We start from the raw sequence: 19,661 nt of genomic DNA, 5'->3' as shown, positions 1-19,661 counted from the left end.
TCCCTCCCGTTCTGGCCGGTGTCCCCTCCGGCCGTCCGATTCTGCCATGGCCACGCAAGAGGGTCAGCGGCGTTTACGTACCAGACCGGCCACCGCACCCAAGATCGACGCCGCGGCCAGCGCGAGTGCGCACACCCACAGCGCGTCAGCCGACCCCTGCGCCCCGGGTACTGTCTGCCGATTCAGGAAGAGTGTGCCGAATGCGGCGACGCCGATCAGCTGTCCGAGCTGCGTGACGGTCACGAGCAGACCACTCGCGTCCGCGGCATCCTCCTGCCGTACGGTCGCGAGCGCGCCGGTGAGCGTGGGGCTGTAGGCGAGCGCCAGACCGGCTCCTACGCCCATGAACGCCGGGTACAGCCACAGCCCGCCGTCGCCGCCGTCCCGCAGCGTCACGCCCACCGCGAGGCAGGCGAGCGCCGTCAGCGCGAACCCGCCCGGGACCAGCGCCTTGTGCAGGCCGGCGGGCCAGCGCCGCCAGGTCAGCCCGACCGCTCCGAAGATCACTGCGGTCGGCGCGAACGTCAGCCCAGCGCGCAGCGCACTGTGGCCGAGACCACCCTGGACATGCAGGGTGAGGGTGAAGAGGAAGCCCGCGTTCACCGCCATCACCAAGGTGATGCGCAGCACCGCACGGCCCATGCCGGGGATACGCAGCACGCGCGGCGCGATCAGCGGTGCGCCGCCGCGCGCGGCCAGCCGCGACTCGTACGCGAGGAAGACGCCGAAGAACGCCACGGATGCCGCGAGGGAGAGCCAGGACCAGGCCGGCCAGTCCTGCTGCTGGCCGAGCACCAGCGGCACGGTGAACAGCGACACGGCGGCGGCGAGCAGCACCAGGCCGGGCAGGTCGAGGCCGCGGGCGCGCTCGGGCTCCTGGCGCCGGTCCTTCGGCAGCACCCGCGCGCCCAGGACCAGCAGGGCGAGGCCGATCGGGACGTTCACCAGGAAGACCGGCCGCCAGCTCGCGCCGAAGAGGTCCGCGCTGACCAGCACACCGCCCACGACCTGCCCGGCGGCGGCTCCGGTGGCCAGGACCGCGGAGTACGCGCCGAGTGCCCGCACCCGCCCCTCGCCGGTGAAGTTCCGCTGGATCAGGCTGAGCACCTGGGGAATCATCAGGGCCGCGCCCGCGCCCTGGATCAGCCGGAAGGCGATCAACTGGCCGGTGTCCGCTGCGAGTCCGCAGGCGAGGGATGCGGCCGTGAAGAGCAACAGCCCGCCCAGATAGGCCCGTCGGTGTCCCAGCAGATCCCCGAGCCGCGCGCCGGTGATGAGCAGGACGGCGTACGAGATGGTGTAACCGGCGATGACCAGCTGCAATCCCGCGCCGGATGCGTCGAGTTCAGTGCGGATGGTGGGGGCCGCGACATTGACGATGAAGGTGTCGAGGAGCGCCATGAACTGCGCCGCGAGCACGATCGCGAGCAGCAGGCGTGGCCGGTTGTCAGTGCCTCGGTCTTTACTGAGGAGTGGAGTTTCCGGAGCGGTTGTCGTCATGGCAGCGAGCCTGACGGCATTCCGGTACGGGTAACGAGAGCCCGCCGATGCTGGTACTGACAGCACCTGGCAACGACGGGCGCGAGGCTCGACCATGGGGGACGTGACCACGATGACGGCGACGACGAACACCGCAGGCGCTGCGCACCACCGCCGCAGACCCGAGCTGGCCGCGTTTCTGCGCAGCCGCCGGGCCCGGGTGACGCCCGCCGACGTGGGCATGCCGCCGGGGCTGCGGCGGCGCACGCCGGGGCTGCGCCGCGAGGAGGTCGCCCAGCTCTCCGGCGTCGGCGTCACCTGGTACACCTGGCTGGAGCAGGGCCGTCCGATCAACGCCTCGGCCCAGGTCCTGGACGCCGTGGCGCGCACGCTGCGGCTCGACCAGCCGGAGCGGGAGCATCTGTACCACCTGGCAGAGGTGCCGTACGCACCGGACAGGCAGGAGGGCGCCGAGCGCGTCGGCCCGGAGATCCAGGGCATCATCGACGCCCTCGACCCGCGCCCGGCCGTGGTCTACAACGCGCGGTACGACATCCTGGCGACCAACCACGCCTACCGCGATCTGTTCGCGCTCTCCCGCCACATAACCGTGCACAACGTGCTGTGGACGCTCTTCTTGGTTCCCGAGCCGGACTGCCCTGTGGTCTTCCGGGACGCGGAGCTGCCGCTGATGGTGGCGCAGCTGCGTGGTGCGTACGGACGTCATGTGGGCGAGCCCGCCTGGGAGTCCTTCATCCACCGTCTCTCGGCGGCCAGCGACTACTTCACCGAGCTGTGGGAGAGCGGGAACGTGGCGCCGCCGGGGCCGCGGGTGAAGACCTTCCGCCACGAGGCCGTGGGCGAGGTGCGGATGACCTCCGTATCGCTGTCGATCAACGGAATGCCGGAGTGCCGCGTCGTCGCCTACACCCCGAATGACGAAGAGAGCCTGAAGCGGATCGAGGCGCTGCGCGAGCGGCGCGGCCGATGACGAACCGGGCGGTCACGAACCCGGCGATCACCAACCGGGCGGCGACGAGCCCGGAAACGCGAAATCCCGCCCTCTGACGAGGACGGGATCCGGATTGTGGAGCTAAGGAGAATTGAACTCCTGACCTCCTGCATGCCATGCAGGCGCTCTACCAACTGAGCTATAGCCCCGCGTGTTCTTCGCGCTCCGCGCTGCGAACAAGAAGAACTTTAGCCTGCGACCTGCCGGAAAGTGAAATCCGGGGTCGCGGGGCGGAACGCCAGGCCCGGAGCGGGTCAGTCGTCGTCGCCGAGGACCGGTTCCGGCAGCGTGCCGGCGTTGTGCTCCATCAGACGCCAGCCGCGCGCGCCCTGGCCGAGCACCGACCAGCAGCAGTTGGAGAGGCCGCCGAGGCTCTCCCAGTGGTGGGCCTCCAGGCCGAGCAGCCGGCCAATGGTGGTACGGATCGTGCCGCCGTGGCTGACCACGACGAGCGTGCCGTTCTCGGGGAGCTTCTCGACGTGGTGCAGCACCACGGGAGCGGCCCGGTCGGCGACCTCCGTCTCCAGCTCACCGCCACCGCGACGCACGGGCTCACCGCGCTTCCACGCGGCGTACTGCTCGCCGTACTGCGCGACGATCTCCTCGTGGGTCAGACCCTGCCAGGCGCCCGCGTAGGTCTCGCGCAGGGCCGAGTCGTAGGAGATGTCGAGGCCCGTGATCTCGGCCAGCTCGCCGGCCGTGGCCGCCGCCCGCCTGAGGTCGGAGGCGACGATCGCATGGGGCCGGAGTGATGCGAGCAGCCGGGCGGCCCGGCGCGCCTGCGCGACGCCGGTCTCGGTCAGGGCGATGTCCGTGGAGCCCTGGAAGCGGCGCTCCAGGTTCCACGAGGTCTGGCCGTGCCGCCACAGGACGACGCGGCGTCCCGTATTGCGCGTGCTGGTGTCTCTGCCGTTCAGCTCAGCTCACCGTCCGGGTCGCCGGTGAGCTGCGCGTGCTCCTCGGCCTTGCCGCGGGTCTTCAGCGCGTCCTCGGGGAGAGGCAGCTCGGGGCAGTCCTTCCACAGCCGCTCCAGGGCGTAGAAGACACGCTCCTCGCTGTGCTGGACGTGCACGACGATGTCGATGTAGTCGAGCAGGATCCAGCGGGCGTCGCGGTCGCCCTCGCGGCGCACCGGCTTGGCGCCGAGCTCCTTGTTCAGCCGCTCCTCGATCTCGTCGACGATCGACTTGACCTGGCGGTCGTTGGGCGCGGAGGCGAGCAGGAAGGCGTCGGTGATCGACAGCACGTCACTGACGTCGTAGGCGATGATGTCGTGCGCGAGCCGGTCGGCGGCCGCCTGAGCGGCGGTGTTGACGAGCTCGATGGAGCGATCCGTGGCGGTCACAAGCAGGCTTTCGTCGGCGGTCAGGTACCCCTCAAGGGTCTCACGGACCACCGACAGCCCCTGCCGTGATTATTGAGCCTTGATCATCCGCCGTTCGCCGAGCCTTCGAACGTGTAGTCCTTGCCGAGCACGACGGAGACGTCGGCGTTCGCGGCACGTGCGCCCTTCTTCACCGCGCTCGTCGGCAGGCCCAGGGTCTTGGCGACCTCCACCGCCTTGGCCTTCTGCGCCTCGTCGCCGTAGGTGACCTTCGAGGTGGACTCGGTGTCCGCCGCCTTGCCGCCGTCGAGGACCGCGTAACCGCCGTTGACCAGGTCGATCCGGGCCTTCTCGGTGGCGTTGCCGTTCCCGGTGGCGTTCTTGATGCCCACCCGGACTGCCGCGTCCTTGTCCGGCGCGGTGACCGAGCCGCCCAGGATGTCCTTGACCACGCTGTCGGCGGCCTGCTTGGTGAGCGTGCCGTCCTGCTGGACCGGCAACAGCGCCGTCTTGTAGTCACCGCCCTTGGCGTGCTCGGCGAGCTTGGCCAGCGATGCGCCCAGGTCCTTCTCGCGCAGCGACGGATCGAGGATCTGCGCCAGCGTCTCCACGGTGACGGTCGCGGACTTGGGGTCGTCCGGGAACTTCTTCAGGACGCCCTGCATGACTTGGCCGAAGCGCTGGAGCTGCTTGGCCTCGGCCTCGCCGGGTCCGAGGTAGGTGGCATACGCGACGGCCGCGCGCCCGTTCAGCGTCTGGTTCTCGCCCTTCTTCACCAGCGGCGCCTCGCCCTTCTTGGCGCCGGGCACTGCGGTGTCGGTGGTCAGGTCGATGGTGCCGACCAGCTCGACGAGGTTCTCCAGATAAGGGGTGTCGAGCCGCCAGGTGCCGGTGATCTTGGCGCCCAGGAGGGTGCCGACCGCCTCACGGGTGCCCGTCGAACCGTCGTCCTCGACGGACTTGCCGAGGGTGGTGGCGGTGCCGTCGTCGTTCGCGACGGAGAGGGAGTTGGGGAGCAGAACGGTGGTGCCCTGCTTGGTGGTGGCGTTGTCGACGAGAAGGGCCGTGGATGTGCCCTTCTTCTTGGTGTTGTGCAGGTGCACCACGATCACGTCCCGCTTCTGCGGTCCGGTGGCCGTGTTGCTCTTCTTCTCGGCGTCCGAGAAGCCGGGGAGCTTGCCCGCGTACCAGAGGTAGCCGACGCCGCCGGCGAGGGCCAGCGCCAGGACGACCATCAGCGAGACGACCCGGTTGCGGCCGCGGCGCTTGGCTTCCTCGCGTCGTTCGGAGCGGCTCTCGGTGAACTTCAGCCAGTCGATGACGTCTTCGGAGTCCTCGTCCGGCTCCTCGATGAAGGAGAACTGCTCAGTGCGGTAATCACGGTCGGGCGCGGGGCGACGCTGCCCGGGCACGGCGGCCTGCTCCTGCTCGGGCCCGGGTGCCTGGGCGGGCGGCTCGGGCGGAGCCGGGGGCTGCTGCGGGATGTTCCACTGCCCGGTGGTGTCGACGGCCGCCTGCCGGCCGGTGTCATAGCCGTAGCCGTCGTATCCGTAACCCTGGCCCTGGCCCTGCTGGGGCTGCTGGCGGCCGTACGGGTCGTACTGCTGGGACTGGTCCGCCTGCGGCTGCTGCGGTTGCTGCTGCTGTGCGTACGGGTCGTAGCCGTACCCCTGGCCGGGCGCCTGCGGTTGCTGAGGGTGCTGCGGCTGCTGCTGCGCGTAGGGGTCGTACTGCTGGGGCTGCTGATAGACCGGCTGCCCGTACTCGTCGTAGCCGATGATCTGCGGCTGCTGGTAGTACGGGTCGTACGGGTGGCTCTGCTGGTCGTTCACAGGTGCCCCTCTCCGTGGCTCACTCGCCGCGGTACAACTGGCGCTTGTCGATGTAGCGCACCACACCGTCCGGCACCAGGTACCAGACCGGATCGCCCTTCGCGACCCTCGCCCGGCAGTCGGTCGAGGAGATCGCCAGTGCCGGAACCTCCACCAGGGAGACACCGCCCTCGGGCAGCCCGTCGTCCGTCAGGTCGTGACCGGGTCGGGTCACACCGATGAAGTGGGCGAGCGAGAACAGCTCTTCGGCGTTCCGCCAGCCGAGGATCTGGGACAGCGCGTCGGCTCCGGTGATGAAGAAAAGATCCGCGTTCTCGTTCAGGGAGTGCAAGTCCCGCAGCGTATCGATCGTGTACGTGGGACCGCCGCGGTCGATGTCGATGCGGCTGACCGAGAACTGCGGGTTGGACGCGGTCGCGATGACCGTCATCAGATAGCGGTCCTCGGCCGGGGACACCGTCTTGTGGGTCTTCTGCCACGGCTGCCCGGTCGGCACGAACACCACCTCGTCCAGGTGGAACAGGGCGGCCACCTCGCTGGCGGCCACCAGGTGTCCGTGGTGGATCGGGTCGAATGTCCCGCCCATCACACCGAGTCGGCGCTCGCCCGAACCGGAACCGGTAGGCACTATCTGCTCTCCCATGCGTGCAGAGCCTACTGGCACCACGGAAGGGCCCCTACTCGTCATCCGTCACTCGCCGGTCGCGGACTCAGCGGTCGCGGTTGAAGCGAGTCGTGATCCACAGCAGCAGGAGCAGGGCGAAGAGCGCGCCGCCACCGGTGAGGTAGGGGCTGAGGCTTTCGTGGTTGCCACCGTGCTCGGCGCCTTCGGCGAGAGTGACCAGGCTGGCAGCGGTGCTCGTGAGGCTCATCTTCAGCAGGACCTATCGATCAGGAGTCGGAGCTCGGGAATCGGACGCCTCCGACGGAGCGGAGAGACTTCGCGCACATCGTATGCGGGCCGCCCGGGCACGCTCACGCCGACTCAGTCGTTGTCCTGGTCGTCGGCTCCGTCTCCGCGGTAGCCGCGCAGCAGGAACCAGGCGAGCAGGGCCGCTCCGGCGATCGAGGCGATCAGCAGGATGCGCAGCGTATTGCCCGGTCCTTGCTGCTCGGATGCGGCGGCGAGCAGTGCGGCGGTGTCCGGCATGTCGGGTGTACTCCTCAGTTATCCACAGCCCCCGCCACACCGTAGCCCCAGCACCTACGCTGGGTCCGTCAGGGGGACGAGCCATAACTCGCACCAACAGGCGCAACAGGGGGCTTGAATGACCGAAAGCAGTCACGAGAACGTGCCGAGCAGGCAGCGCAAGCGCTTCCCCGGCATCTCGTCACGGGCGTACGAACATCCCGCGGACCGCTCGGCGCTGGTCGCGCTGCGCAAGCTCAGCGGCTTCGACACCGTTTTCAAGGCGTTGAGCGGACTGCTGCCGGAGCGCAGCCTGCGACTGCTCTTCCTCTCAGACTCTGTGCGGGTGAGCGACGCGCAGTTCGCTCATCTCAACACCATGCTGCGGGACGCCTGCTACCTCCTGGACCTGGAGAAGGTCCCCGCGATGTACGTCACGCAGGACCCGCGGCCCAATGCCATGTGTATCGGCCTGGACGAGCCGATCATCGTCGTGACCACCGGGCTGGTGGAGCTGCTCGACGAGGAGGAGATGCGGGCGGTCGTCGGGCACGAGGTGGGCCACGCGCTCTCCGGCCACTCCGTCTACCGCACGATCCTGCTGTTCCTCACCAGCCTCGCGCTGAAGATCGCGTGGATCCCGCTCGGCAATGTCGCGATCATGGCGATCGTGACGGCGCTGCGCGAGTGGTTCCGCAAGTCGGAGCTCTCGGCGGACCGCGCCGGACTACTGGTCGGCCAGGACCTGCAGGCGTCGATGCGCGGCCTGATGAAGATCGCCGGTGGCAACCACCTGCATGAGATGAACGTCGACGCGTTCCTCCAGCAGGCCGAGGAGTACGAGGCGGGCGGCGACCTGCGCGACTCCGTGCTGAAGATCCTCAATGTGCTCCCTCGCTCGCACCCGTTCACCACGGTGCGCGCGGCCGAGCTCAAGAAGTGGGCTGCGAGCCGCGACTACCAGCGGATCATGGACGGCCACTACCCGCGGCGCACGGAGGACAAGGACACCTCGGTCTCCGACTCCTTCCGCGAGTCCGCCTCGCACTATGCGGAGACGGTACGGACCAGCAAGGATCCGCTGATGAAGCTGGTCGGGGACATAGCCGGCGGCGCGGGCGACCTGGGCGGCAAGCTGCGGGACAAGTTCACCGGCGCGGCAGCGAGCAGCGGCTCGGGTTCGGGCGGCACCAAAGGCAGCGGCACCGCCGATGGCAACGGCAGCGGTCCGGCGGGTGAGACCGGGGACGGTCAGGGCGAGAGCTGAGCGCACGGGCCGAGCACGACCGGGCGGTGACCGTGACAGCGACGGCCGAGCCGGGCGATCCGGCTCGGGCTCAGCGCCCGGCGGTCACGGCGAAGGCTCCGTGCCCGACGGCGAAGGCTCAGTGCCCGTACGTCACGGCGATGGCTGGGCGCCTGGGGACAGGGAGCCGCAGAGCGCCGCGGTGGCCTGGCCCGTCGCATACGGGTCGGTGCCCGCCGGGCCCTCCGCCGTTGCCCGCTCTCCGGCGAGCAGCGGACGCAGCGTGCCGGACGCGTCCGCAGAGCAGGCCTGCGGGCCGGCCTGGACATAGCTGACCAGCAGCTCCGCGCGGTGCTGGTGCAGATCGTCCCGGTCGAAGCGGAAGTGCAGCTCACGCCGGACGGTGAACAGCGAGGCCTGGTCCGCTCCGGGCCCCCTCACGCCGACCGGTCGCAGCGCATAGGCGAAGGTGTGGTCCGACGTCACCTCCAGGGCGTCGGGCCCCGCCTCGGCGAAGCGCAGCGTGCCCTGCACCCGCACCTGGGAGTCGGCCAGTGCCACCTTCGCCGCGTCGAAGCGGACCAGCCAGCCGGTGGCGGCATGGCGGCCGTCGGCGGCAGGCGTGGCCATGCTCCGGTCGAACTGCTCCAGCTGGTCCGGGTCGAGCAGCACCCTCACCGGCCGCACAGCGCCGCCGGTGAGGACCTCGGGGTCGAGTGAGGACTCCACGAGGTAGTCCTTGGCGGTGGTCAGAGCCGTCATGACCTGGCTCTCGGAGAAGTTCTTGGTGCGCCGGGCGCCGGGCAGGTTGATGCCCGAGGCTCCGATGCGGAAGTTCGCGGCGGGGCTGTGCGCATAGAGGTCGGTGGGGGTGCCGCCCGGGACGGGCCCCTGAGGGGCGAGCGGGATCATCGTGATGCGCAGCGGTTCGGCCTGCTTGACGGCCAGTGACTGGTAGGGGTTGCGGATGCCGAGGTAGATCGCGGTTCCGAAGGCCAGCGCGACGAGCATGACGAGCACCAGGACCTGCTTGGAGCCGGTTCGGCGGCTCCAGGCGGGGAGGCTGCGCACAGCACGCGCGTGCTCGCCCATCCGTTCCTGCGCGGAGAATTCCTGCAGCCGCGCAGCCCGTACAAACGATTCGTCGAAGACGACGGATCGGTACTCGTCCTCACCACCGCCGGGGAGTCCCTCGGGTGTCCCCTCAGGCGGGTCTCCGCGCCCAGCCATACTTTCAGGGTAGGTCCGCCGGGGCCCTGGTAAACGCGCTGGTACACCACAATGTCTGACGAGTTCTCACGCAGTCTTTCAAGGGGACGCACAGCCCCTGATCAGGGGCTTGCCAGAGAGGGATCAGGGGGTGATCACGGGGTGCGCGGATCCGCCGAAACGGGCGGCGCGGAGTACTCCGCCGAGGCTGAGGGCCCGCCCACCCGGTCTGCCGCCGGGCCACCGGTCGGAGTGGCGTCGACGCCGGTCGTGGCGGGCGGCGGCACGCGGTCCTGGCGGTTGCCCGAGGTCCCGCGGTAGACGGCCGTGAAGGCGAGGGCGACCATGCCGATACCCATCAGCAGGGCAAGGACCCAGGCCACGGGGCGGTGCCAGCGGGCGCTGCCGCGGTAGGGGCGCAGGGCGCCGCCGTGCCGGCCGTACGGCCGGGCGTACTCGTCGTCGAAGTCCGTGCCGTCGTCATCGTCGTCGTAGGCCCGCTCGCGGCCGTACGGTCCGGCGGGGCCTGAGCCGTCGTCGTAGAGCTCCTCGTCGGGCACTCCGCCGCGGGATCCGGCCCGGGATGCCTCGGCCTCGGCGCGGGCCTCCGCGGCAGCCAAAAGCCGCTCGACGGCGGTCGGCTCATGGATCTCGGCGGCCCGTACGAAGTCCTCGTCGAACACCACGGAGGCGAAGTCCTCGTCCGCGCCCCCGCGGTCGTCGTCGGGCTCCCAGCCGTCCGGGAACGGCCTGCCCCCCACGTCGTCCGGCACGCCTTCAGAGTAAACCTGGCACGTCGGTTTGGGCAGGCTGAGTCCGAAGACTCCCCGCTCGGGTGACCCACGCGACAGTTACCGAATGTGACCGTCCCCTGTCACGATGTACTTCGTCGAGGTCAGCTCCGGCAGGCCCATCGGGCCTCGAGCGTGCAGCTTCTGCGTGGAGATCCCGATCTCGGCGCCAAATCCGAACTGGCCACCGTCCGTGAAACGCGTGGACGCGTTCACAGCGACCGTCGTGGAGTCCACCAGCTGGGTGAACCGGCGGGCCGCCGCCTGCGAGGTGGTGACGATCGCCTCGGTGTGCCCGGAGGACCAGAGCCGGATGTGGGCGACGGCCGCGTCCAGCGAGTCGACGACGGCTGCGGCGATGTCGTACGAGAGGTACTCCGTCTCCCAGTCCTCGGCCGTGGCCGCCAGGACCGTGGCCTTGGTGGCGTCGCCGTACTCCAGCACCCGCTCGTCGGCATGCACGGTCACCCCGGCCTCCGCCAGGGCGTCCAAGGCACGCGGCAGGAACTCGGCCGCGATGTCCTGGTGGACCAGGAGCGTCTCGGCGGAGTTGCAGACGCTCGGCCGCTGCGCCTTGGAGTTGATCAGGATGTCGACGGCCATGTCGATATCGGTCTGCGCGTCCACGTAGACATGGCAGTTGCCGGTGCCGGTCTCGATGACGGGGACGGTGGACTCCTCGACGACCGTACGGATCAGGGACGCGCCGCCGCGCGGGATGAGCACGTCCACCAGGCCGCGGGCGCGCATCAACTCCCGTACGGAATCACGGCTTTCGCCGGGCACGAGCTGCACCGCGTCGGCGGGCAGGCCGGAGCCGCCGACCGCGTCCCGCAGGACCTTCACCAGCGCACTGTTGGAGGAGTACGCGGAGGAGGAGCCGCGCAGCAGCACCGCGTTGCCGGACTTCAGGCAGAGCGCGGCGGCGTCCACCGTGACGTTCGGTCGGGCCTCGTAGATGATGCCGACGACGCCGAGGGGGACGCGCACCTGGCGCAGGTCGATGCCGTTGGGCAGGGTCGAGCCGCGGATCACCTCGCCGACCGGGTCGGGCAGCGCGGCCACGTCCCGGACGTCGGCGGCGATCGCCCGCACCCGCTCGGGGGTCAGGGTGAGCCGGTCGATGATCGACTCGCTGGTGCCCGCCTCCCGGGCCCGCGCGATGTCCTCGGCGTTGGCGGCAACGATCTCGCTCGTACGGACCTCGAGGGCGTCAGCGATCGCCAGCAGCGCGTCGTCCTTCGCGGAGCGCGGGAGCGGGGCGAGGTCGGCTGCGGCACCACGGGCCCGGTAGGCGGCCTGGGTGACGGGCGAGAGGTTGTCGTACGGCGAAAGCGGCGAGGACGTCGTCATGCCCGCAGGGTACTGCGCTTTCAGGGGGCTCCCGGCGGGCGTCCTCACCTGTCCCGAACTGCGAGACAGAAGCCTCAGAAGGGGTGTACGCCCACGGGGGCGGCCGGCGGCGGACCGTACCCTTCCGCGATGCGCTGGTGGTAGGTCTGGCGGTCGATGACCTCAAGGCCCACGATCTCCCACGGCGGCAGCTTGGCGCTGGAGCGGTGCTCGCCCCACAGCCGCAGGGCAACCGCCGCCGCGTCGTGCAGGTCCCGCGCCTCCTCCCAGTAGCGGATCTCCGCGTGGTCGTTGGCATACCGGCTCGTCAGCAGGAAGGGATGGTCGTGCGCGAGCTGCTCGAGACCGCGCCGGACCTCCTTCAGCGGGGCTTCGGCACCGGAGACGCTCAGCGTGATGTGCCACAGCTTCGACTGCACACGGTCCTCGCCGTGCGGGTCCGTCTCCGGCGTACTCTCCTGGCCCACTTCGCCGTCGTCGAAGTCGGGGCCCGCCCCGACGCTGGTCAGGGCTCGTTCCTCGCCCACGGCCCTTCGGGCGTGAGGGATGCCCCCCGACCCGCGGGGCACATCCCCTGGGCGCGCTCGTCTCACCGGCGGCCTCCTGTTGCATGTGTCGTGTTGCTGTACCCCGCCATTCCTCCGCAACAAAGTTGACCAGCCCGGGACGGCACGTGGGGCGCTTTTGGGGAAGGTCTCCGACAGAAGACGGGACTTTCAGCCGATTCAGGGGTGCAGGACGACCAGATCGTCTCTGTGTACGACTTCACGCTCGTACGCCGGGCCGAGCTCCTCGGCGAGGTCCCGGGTGGAGCGGCCGAGCAGCTGCGGGATCTCCTTGGCGTCGAAGTTGACGAGCCCGCGGGCCACGGCGCGGCCCTCGGTGTCGCGCAGTTCTACGGGGTCGCCCGCGCTGAATTCGCCCTCGACGGCGGCGATCCCGGCGGGCAAGAGCGACTTCCTGCCGTGCACCACGGCCCGTACCGCACCGTCGTCCAGGGTCAGTGCGCCCTGCGGCGTGGAGGCATGGGCGAGCCAGAGCAGCCGGTCGGCCGAGCGGCGTCCGGTGCTGTGGAAGTACGTGCCGGTGGCGCGGCCCGCGAGGGCGTCGGCCGCGCGGACGGCCGAGGTGAGGACGACGGGGACGCCCGCCGCCGCCGCGATCCTGGCGGCCTCGACCTTGGTGACCATGCCGCCGGTGCCGATGCCCGCCTTGCCTGCGCTGCCGATCTGTACGTGCGCGATGTCGGCCGGTCCTCGCACCTCCTCGATCCGCGAGGTGCCGGGCCTGGCCGGGTCCCCGTCGTACAGACCGTCGACGTCGGAGAGGAGGACCAGCAGATCGGCCCGTACGAGATGGGCGACGAGGGCGGCGAGCCGGTCGTTGTCGCCGAAGCGGATCTCGTCCGTGGCCACGGTGTCGTTCTCGTTGACCACGGGGACGGCGCCCATGTCGAGCAGCTGGTCCAGGGTCCGGTAGGCGTTGCGGTAGTGGGCACGGCGGCTGGTGTCGTCGCTGGTGAGGAGCACCTGGCCGACGCGTACGCCGTAGCGCGCGAAGGAGGCGGTGTAGCGGGCGACGAGCAGCCCCTGGCCGACGCTGGCGGCCGCCTGCTGGCGGGCCAGGTCCTTGGGGCGGCGGGCCAGGCCCAGCGGTGCGAGGCCCGCGGCGATGGCGCCGGACGAGACCAGCACTATCTCCTTCTCACCGCCGCTGCGGACCTTGGCGAGCACGTCGACGAGGGCGTCGACGCGGTCGGCGTCGAGCCCGCCGGATGCGGTGGTCAGCGAGGACGAGCCGACCTTGACGACGATCCTGCGGGCCTGAGTTACCTGCTGTCTTGCCACTGTCACACAGTCGAATCTATGCCAGTGGGCGCGATGGGTGCTCGGTCATTTCACGCGCTGGACAGCCCGCCCCGGCCTCAGCCGCTTTTTCCTCAGCTCCCTGCGCAGCCGCCGCACCACTCGCCGGGTGAAGGACACCTTCCGCCGCGGCGCTTCGGGCGCGAGCAGTGCCTCCTTCAGCAGATCCGGCCGCGCGGATGCTACGCAGTGAGCCGCCGCCGGTTGGTGTCCTGCGCCTGTGTCACCCGTGTGTCGGATGCGACACGGCCCGGAAACCCGCCCGCGAGGGGCGGCCTTCCGGGCCGTGGAAGCTCTGCTCGAACGCGTCAGTGGGCGACGGGCGCCTCGGCGCCGTTGGTCTCGGCACCGCTGTCGGACTCGCGGTCGAGCTCGCCCAGGAACTGCCCCCCGATGCGCTGCTCCACACCGGCGTTGCGCGCCTCGGCCTTGGCCGTCAGCGCCCGTACCGCCGAGTTGAACTGCTCGATCGAGGTGGGCTCGTCGGGGCCGAGCAGATACGTCTTGAGCTCACGCCGGGCGTCCGCCAGCTTGTCGCCGGACGGGTCCGCGACCGCTTCGAGCAGCTCGCCAAGCTCCTCCGCGCTGTTGGAGAGGATGACCGCGGCCCGTACGGCGGTGTTCTGCCGCCTGAACTCCTCGATGCCCAGCTCGGCGGAGTCGGTCACGGCGTACGGCTTGCCGCTCGCGATGAAGTCCGAGACCACGCTGGAGATGTCGGAGACCATGCCGTCGGCCTCGTTGAAGCAGTCGTACAGCTTCGGCTCGGAGCCCGTGACGACCCGGTGCTCCCACCAGCCGCAGGAGCTCCAGTACGCCTCGTTCCACTCCGCCCGCAGCCTCTTGATCCCGGCCAGGCGCTCCGGGTCGGCGAGCGAGACCCGCGACTCCTCCGACTCGTCCCCGCCCGCGCGGCCCGGCTTGGTGAGCTCGGCCAACCGGGCCTGGATACGGGTCAGTTCGGCCTTCGCCTCGGCCTGGTCCGCCTGCGCGGCCGCGGCTTCAGCGGCCCAGCGCGGGTCGACAGAGCGCTCGGCGGCCGCGGCGCGCACCATCGCGGTGATGCGCTGGTGGACGGCCAGGGCCTTCTTGTTGCGGATGCCGGTGAAGGGGTGCGGCTTGTAGATGACGCGCACCGGCTTCTCGGCCTCCAGCAGCCGCCGGACGATGTTCTCGCCGGCCAGCAGCAGGGAGGTGTTGCCCGGGTTGTCGTCCCAGCCTTCCCAGGTGGGGGCGTACAGCACCGTCGGGATGGGGTTCTTCGGCGTGCCGGTCCAGGTCTTGATGGGGGCCAGCTGCGGGCGGCCCACCTCGACGATGTCCTCGTCTCGCACGCCGACGTCGGCCAGCGCATAGCGGTCGCGGCCCGCGCGGCCCGCGGTCCACACCTCGTCGTACACCTTGGAGAAGGGGTTGACGCTGGCGAGCTTGTCGCTGTCGCCGTGGCCGATGAAGACGTGCTTCATGGTCGGTACGCGCAGGATGTGGATGTTCTTGCCGACGTTGGCCGGGTACAGCGCGACGCGGACGGTCGACAGCTCGAGGTTCATCAGATGCATGCCGCCGGGCACACAGATGACCGGCACCGCGGTCGCCGCGAGCTTCGGCACCAGGTTGCGCTCGCGCATGATGATCAGCGGCCGGCCTTCGATCTGCTCCAGCGTCTCGAGCCACATGTTGACCTGGTACGCGGACTCGTCGGAGCCGGAGAAGTACAGGACGACGGTGGGCTGGTACTCACGCAGCCAGGCGCCCACGGCCTTGAGCACGGTGGGCGCGCCCGGGACCCGGCGCTTGCGGCGCAGGAACGGCACGAGGACGGCCGTGTAGACCAGTCCGAGGGCGAGGGTGGCGGCGACGCCCGCGTATCCGATGGCGTCCTTGCCGCTCCCGGCGGCGATCAGCACACCGGCCATGGCCGGGATGTCGAGGTGGAGCATCTTCTCGCCGGAGCGGCGCAGCAGCGCGTTCGGCGGGGCGTCCGGGATGCGTACGGCGTGGAGGTCGACGTTGCGCGTGACGACGGGCATGGTGCGGCGCAGCCGGATCAGGGTCGCCAGGGCTCCCTGCGGCGCCTGGAGACCGTAGAAGATCAGGAATCCCGCGACCGCGGCGTAGAACAGTGGGGTCTCCGCCAGGCTCTCGCGAGCCAGCAGCAGGACCAGCAGCAGCTGACGCAGCAGGAAGCGGATAGGCAGGCCGACCCGGACCTTGTTGAGGCGGTTGATCAGGTAGCTGCCCTTCTGGTGCAGGTACCAGTCCGCTGCGTAGGTCACGGCACCGGCAGCCGTGAAGAACCAGATGTTCGGGATCAGTGCGGCGATCATGACGCACGGATAGCCGAGTCCCATCAGGGCTGCCGCGGTCAGCTCTGAGAGGCTGCCGACACGTGCCAGGCGAATGGCGGTCGAAATCACGAAGAACCTGCTCCAAGGGGTGCCGGTTGATTCACGTTTGGCGTGAATATGTGAAGGCGGATCTTCACATATTCGAGCCCGTAAAATACTTTAACCATTGATCATTGCAGGAGTGTTACACATCTTCCTGGACGTCCAGAACCGCGGCGAGCGCCTGCTCGAAGCCCGATGCTTCACTCGCCTCGCGCGTCGGATCCTGCTGTCGCACATCGATCACATGGCCGGTCAGCTCGGACAGCAGCACGTCCAGAGAGGTCCTGGCCACGGCCTCGGAGGAGAGCAGCGAGCCCTCCGGCTCCGCACCGAACGCCTTCGTCCGCATCGGGGTGGCCGTGCGCTCCGGATTGACGCAATTCACTCGAATTCCCTCGCCCGCCCATTCGTCCGAGAGGGCCTGGGTGAGATTCACCATGGCTGCCTTCGTGGACGAGTAAAGGCTGTATTCGGCGCGGCCGCGCGTGTAACTGGAGGAGGTGTAGAGCAGCAGCTGGCCCTTGGTTTCCGCCAGGTATTTGTACGAGGCACGGGCAATCTGGACAGGCGCCAGATAATTGACGTTCAGCGCTTCCTGGATGGTGCTGTTGTCGGTCTCGGCCAGCTTGCCGATACGCAGCACACCGGCCGTGTTGATGACGTAGTCCACACGGCCCGTCTCGGAGTACGCCCGCGAGAGAGCGTCGTCGACGTGCTCGGGGTTCTCGACGTGGGTGCCGGTGGTGGAGCGGCCCAGCGCATAGACGCTGGCGCCGTACTGCTCCGCGAGTGCGCAGATGTCCGCGCCGATGCCGTACGAACCACCGAAGACGACCAGCGTCTTGCCGGTCAACAGCTCGCGGTAGGCGGCGGCGTCGGCCTGGCGCGGGGCGGCGCTGGAGGCCAGTTGGAAGAGCTTGTCGGCGATGAAGACGTCGACCGGCTGCGTCACCTTCATGTTGTACTCGTCGCCCGCGACCACGTAGATCGGCACATCGGGCAGGTACTTGAGGACCACGCTGCAGTCGTCGGTCGCCTGGAAGTTCGGGTCGCCGACCGCGATCTCGTAGGCCCGCCGGATGGTGGAGAGCTTGAAGGCCTGCGGCGTCTGGCCGCGCCGCAGCCGGGAGCGGTCCGGGACGTCGGTGATGAACTCGCCGTCCTCGCCATGGGTGCGGGTCACGATGATGGTGTCCGCTGACGGGATCGCGACATCGACGGCCTGATAGCGGTCGAGGGCGTCGACACAGTCCTGGATCACGCGCTGTGACAGAAGCGGACGGACAGCGTCATGGAAGAGGACGTTCGGGTCCTCACCCTCCACGAGCCCCTCGCTGAGCGCCTCGATGGCGCGCTCGGTCGTCTCGTTGCGGGTCGCGCCGCCCTCGATCACCTTGGTGACCTTGGTGAGCCCGGCCTTGGCGACGATCCGCTCCACGTCGGGCACAAAACCCGGCGCCATCAGCACGATGACGTTGTCGACGGACTCCGCCTGCTCGAAGATCGACAGTGTGTGCTCGATGACGGCCTTGCCGGCAATCTTCAGCAGCTGCTTCGGGATCGCCAGTCCCACTCTCTGACCGGTACCACCGGCGAGCACAACGGCTGTAGTGCGGGGCTTGGCTACGTGCGGCACAGACACAGACGACCTACCTTGCGATGAATGGGGGACGGGCTGATGGTCGCACTCTCCGTGACCGTCTCGCAAGGCGGAGGCCAAGCACCCCACACCTTCGCGAAACCGGGCGTTCACCCCGTGGCCAGGGGGTACTGCTGGGTCCCGGCGCGGGCTCCGGGTGACTGAAACCACAGATGTCACGGGTGCGCACAGTTACTTGATCGGCTTGTCGACAACGTTCAGTACGAGCTCGTTGGCGGCGCTGTAGAAGACCTTGACCGTGACCCGCTCCTGCGGCTTGCCGACGAGCTTGCGGGCCACCGCGCGCAGCGTCCCCAGAGGGCGCTTCTTGCGCAGGTCAAGGCCGGGATACGGGAAAAGGGAGCCCTTCTCCACGACGTCGTCCAGGACCCGGGCGAGCCGGACCGGCTCCGCGTCGGGCGCGTACCGCAGCCACAGGTCCCAGACCTCGTGCACATCCGCCTGACAGTCCGCGGGAGCCGCGGAGGGGAAGGTGACACGGAAGCCATGGCTTCCGTCACGGTCGGCCGGGAACGTCAGCTCGGCGGGGACCTTGCCGCGGCGGCGCAGCAACAGGACGAGGTCTTTCGCTGCCGTGCCCAGGGCGAACAGCCGCCCGGAGATGGTGATCTCCTGCCGCGTGAGCCGGATCTCGCCGACCTCGGCGTGGACCGGCCTGACCCAGGACCGCAGGGAGAGCACTCCCTGCTTCACATACGGGACGAGATTGCGGACCGGCCCGGCGGCGGGCGTGCGGCCCGCGACGTGCATCGATCCGCGCTGGTCGACGGCCCGGGTCGCCGGCGCGACCCGCTCGCCGTCCGGCAGCTCGACCCGGCAGGTCCAGACGCCTTCGGGGAACTCCGCGCCGGCGGGCACCGTCGCCCGCCCCTCCGCGTCGAAGGCGAAGCGGCGCGGCTCGACGGCCGCGTCCGCATGCGTACACACCAGGTGCAGCTCGGTGCCGCGGCCGAGGCTCCGGCCGCCGCCGGGGATCAGAGTGACCGTCAGCGCGCCGTCCTGTGCGACGACACAGTCCGCGAGGGGGGTGAACTGATCGCCGTCCTCCGCGGCCGGGGCGATGGGCCCGACGCGGGCGCGCGATGCCGAGGCAGCGCCCAGCTCCGCGAAGAGCTCCTCGTACTGCTTGGCGACCGGGCCCGGGGCGAACCGGCGCGCATTGCGCAGCGCGGCGGCGCCCATCCTGCGGCGCAGCTCCTCGTCGTCGATGAGCTTCAGCAGGGCGTCGGCGATGGCGTCGACGTCACCGACAGGGACGAGCAGTCCGTCGACACCGTCCTCGATGATCTCCCGCGGGCCGTAGTCGCAGTCGGTGCTGACCACCGGCAGACCGCAGCGCATGGCCTCCACTAGCGTCATGCCGAAGGATTCGTGCCGGGAGGTGGAGACGGCGATCGCGCCCTTGACCCACTCCGGCTCGATGGGCGAGCGGGGGCCCATGAGTTGGACGCTGTTGTACAGGCCCAGCTCGTCGATGCGTCTGCGGAGCCGGTCCTTCTGGTTGCCCCAGCCGCAGATCCGCAGCGTCCACTCGGGCCGTACGGCGACGACCTTGCCGAAGGCCTCGATGAGCACCTGGTACTGCTTCTCCGAGGCCAGCCGTCCCGCCGCCACGACGGTCGTCCCCGAGGTGTCGGAGGGCTGGACCATCGGTTCGGGCACGCTGTTGGGGATGGCCAGCACTCGGGTGTCGGGCAGCGGCATCTGCTCGCGGTAGGAGGCTGCGTCGCCCTCGGACACCGTCACAAACGCGTCGAGCCTCGCGAGATGGTCGTACATCTCGGCGCGCAGCTCGGGCTTGTGATGGTTGTGCGTCATGTGCTCCTGCCCGATGAGCACGGCGCTCTGCGGGGCGAACTGCGCGACGTACGCGACGAGTCCGGGCCGGGTCCCGATGATCACGTCGGCGTCGGAGCGGGCGTAGTGGGCCTGTACGCGCTCGTCGGTGAGCTTGCTGTACTCCTTGTAGCGGGCCTCGGACCGGGGCATGAGCTCGGCGGGCTCCAGCTGGAGCGGGTGCTTCGTCTCGTTCGTCGGGGAGCTGGGACGGGTGTCGACGAGGGGTACGACGGTGACGCGCGGGTCGATGGCGAAGATCGGGTCGTCCCGGTGCCGGAAGACCGAGACGATTTCCACCTCATGCCGGTCGGCGAGTTCCTCGGCGAGGTTCAGCGTGGTGCGGATGGTCCCGCCGATGCCGTAAATCGTGTGGATGAGGAAGGAAATCTTCATCGACGCTCCGTTCAGTGTGCCGGGGCGATACGCCCCACCCCCGCGTACAAGACGGTCATTGGGGGCGGGAGGTTGTGCCGCTTCACGCATTGGAGCGAATCGGACGGGCCCGGGTTTCCGAGCCCGTCCTGCGATTGAG

The 19,661-nt window shown here is 69.7% G+C and carries 17 protein-coding genes and 1 tRNA gene; 2 read left to right on the top strand and 16 right to left on the bottom strand.

Annotated elements, in window-relative coordinates; genetic code table 11:
* Positions 1–63: 63 nt before the first annotated feature.
* Positions 64–1,500: an MFS transporter gene (locus ABZS64_RS19110; protein WP_355830557.1), complete on the bottom strand. Its 1,437-nt coding sequence runs from the start codon at positions 1,498–1,500 to the stop codon at positions 64–66.
* A 94-nt stretch (positions 1,501–1,594) separates the two neighbouring features.
* Here ABZS64_RS19110 and ABZS64_RS19105 point away from each other — a divergent pair, with 94 nt between their 5' ends.
* Positions 1,595–2,470 (top strand): helix-turn-helix transcriptional regulator, encoded by an 876-nt coding sequence (locus tag ABZS64_RS19105; protein ID WP_355830554.1) that lies wholly within the window; start codon positions 1,595–1,597, stop codon positions 2,468–2,470.
* Between the two features lie 97 nt (positions 2,471–2,567).
* Here the strand turns inward: ABZS64_RS19105 and ABZS64_RS19100 are convergent.
* The 7 genes from ABZS64_RS19100 to ABZS64_RS19070 all read right to left on the bottom strand — a co-directional run bounded on the left by ABZS64_RS19100 (position 2,568) and on the right by ABZS64_RS19070 (position 6,797).
* Positions 2,568–2,640, bottom strand: a tRNA-Ala gene (locus ABZS64_RS19100).
* A 105-nt stretch (positions 2,641–2,745) separates the two neighbouring features.
* Positions 2,746–3,408, bottom strand: coding sequence for a histidine phosphatase family protein (locus ABZS64_RS19095; protein WP_355830687.1), 663 nt, complete (start codon positions 3,406–3,408; stop codon positions 2,746–2,748).
* Entirely contained in the window at positions 3,405–3,836 is a 432-nt protein-coding gene (gene rsfS / locus ABZS64_RS19090; RefSeq protein WP_355830684.1) for a ribosome silencing factor, read from the bottom strand. Before rsfS ends, ABZS64_RS19095 begins: the two co-directional genes overlap by 4 nt.
* 83 nt (positions 3,837–3,919) lie before the next feature.
* The gene (locus tag ABZS64_RS19085) at positions 3,920–5,647 is read right to left on the bottom strand and encodes an LCP family protein (protein ID WP_355830551.1); all 1,728 of its coding nucleotides are present in this window, start codon (positions 5,645–5,647) and stop codon (positions 3,920–3,922) included.
* Between the two features lie 19 nt (positions 5,648–5,666).
* Positions 5,667–6,290: a nicotinate-nucleotide adenylyltransferase gene (gene nadD, locus ABZS64_RS19080; RefSeq protein WP_355830549.1), complete on the bottom strand. Its 624-nt coding sequence runs from the start codon at positions 6,288–6,290 to the stop codon at positions 5,667–5,669.
* A 67-nt stretch (positions 6,291–6,357) separates the two neighbouring features.
* On the bottom strand, positions 6,358–6,519 hold the full coding sequence (locus ABZS64_RS19075; RefSeq protein WP_186357104.1) for a hypothetical protein: 162 nt from the start codon (positions 6,517–6,519) through the stop codon (positions 6,358–6,360).
* A 113-nt stretch (positions 6,520–6,632) separates the two neighbouring features.
* Positions 6,633–6,797, bottom strand: a complete 165-nt coding sequence (locus tag ABZS64_RS19070; protein WP_355830545.1) for a hypothetical protein — start codon at positions 6,795–6,797, stop codon at positions 6,633–6,635.
* A 118-nt stretch (positions 6,798–6,915) separates the two neighbouring features.
* On the opposite strand from ABZS64_RS19070, the gene ABZS64_RS19065 reads away from it, so the two are divergent.
* Complete coding sequence (locus ABZS64_RS19065) at positions 6,916–8,043, top strand: M48 family metallopeptidase (RefSeq protein WP_355830542.1); 1,128 nt, start codon at positions 6,916–6,918, stop codon at positions 8,041–8,043.
* Between the two features lie 132 nt (positions 8,044–8,175).
* Here the strand turns inward: ABZS64_RS19065 and ABZS64_RS19060 are convergent, their stop codons facing one another.
* From ABZS64_RS19060 to ABZS64_RS19025, 8 genes are all read right to left on the bottom strand, one after another.
* The gene (locus ABZS64_RS19060; RefSeq protein ID WP_355830539.1) at positions 8,176–9,252 is read right to left on the bottom strand and encodes a hypothetical protein; all 1,077 of its coding nucleotides are present in this window, start codon (positions 9,250–9,252) and stop codon (positions 8,176–8,178) included.
* Positions 9,253–9,386: 134 nt separating this feature from the next.
* On the bottom strand, positions 9,387–10,004 hold the full coding sequence (locus ABZS64_RS19055; protein ID WP_355830536.1) for a hypothetical protein: 618 nt from the start codon (positions 10,002–10,004) through the stop codon (positions 9,387–9,389).
* Positions 10,005–10,082: 78 nt separating this feature from the next.
* On the bottom strand, positions 10,083–11,375 hold the full coding sequence (locus ABZS64_RS19050) for a glutamate-5-semialdehyde dehydrogenase (RefSeq protein WP_355830533.1): 1,293 nt from the start codon (positions 11,373–11,375) through the stop codon (positions 10,083–10,085).
* A 74-nt stretch (positions 11,376–11,449) separates the two neighbouring features.
* Positions 11,450–11,968: a hypothetical protein gene (locus ABZS64_RS19045; RefSeq protein WP_355830530.1), complete on the bottom strand. Its 519-nt coding sequence runs from the start codon at positions 11,966–11,968 to the stop codon at positions 11,450–11,452.
* Between the two features lie 132 nt (positions 11,969–12,100).
* The gene (gene proB / locus ABZS64_RS19040) at positions 12,101–13,228 is read right to left on the bottom strand and encodes a glutamate 5-kinase (RefSeq protein WP_355830528.1); all 1,128 of its coding nucleotides are present in this window, start codon (positions 13,226–13,228) and stop codon (positions 12,101–12,103) included.
* Between the two features lie 320 nt (positions 13,229–13,548).
* On the bottom strand, positions 13,549–15,657 hold the full coding sequence (locus ABZS64_RS19035; protein ID WP_355830525.1) for a hypothetical protein: 2,109 nt from the start codon (positions 15,655–15,657) through the stop codon (positions 13,549–13,551).
* 115 nt (positions 15,658–15,772) lie between these two features.
* Entirely contained in the window at positions 15,773–17,272 is a 1,500-nt protein-coding gene (locus tag ABZS64_RS19030; RefSeq protein ID WP_355830522.1) for a bifunctional cytidylyltransferase/SDR family oxidoreductase, read from the bottom strand.
* A 189-nt stretch (positions 17,273–17,461) separates the two neighbouring features.
* Positions 17,462–19,522, bottom strand: a complete 2,061-nt coding sequence (locus ABZS64_RS19025; RefSeq protein ID WP_355830519.1) for a glycosyltransferase family 4 protein — start codon at positions 19,520–19,522, stop codon at positions 17,462–17,464.
* Positions 19,523–19,661: the final 139 nt, after the last annotated feature.

This window comes from Streptomyces sp. NPDC005408 (genome assembly GCF_040606445.1).
Classification (GTDB): Bacteria; Actinomycetota; Actinomycetes; order Streptomycetales; family Streptomycetaceae; genus Streptomyces.
Note: the sequence above shows the minus strand (reverse complement) of the source record. Positions and strands in the feature narration are given on the sequence as shown.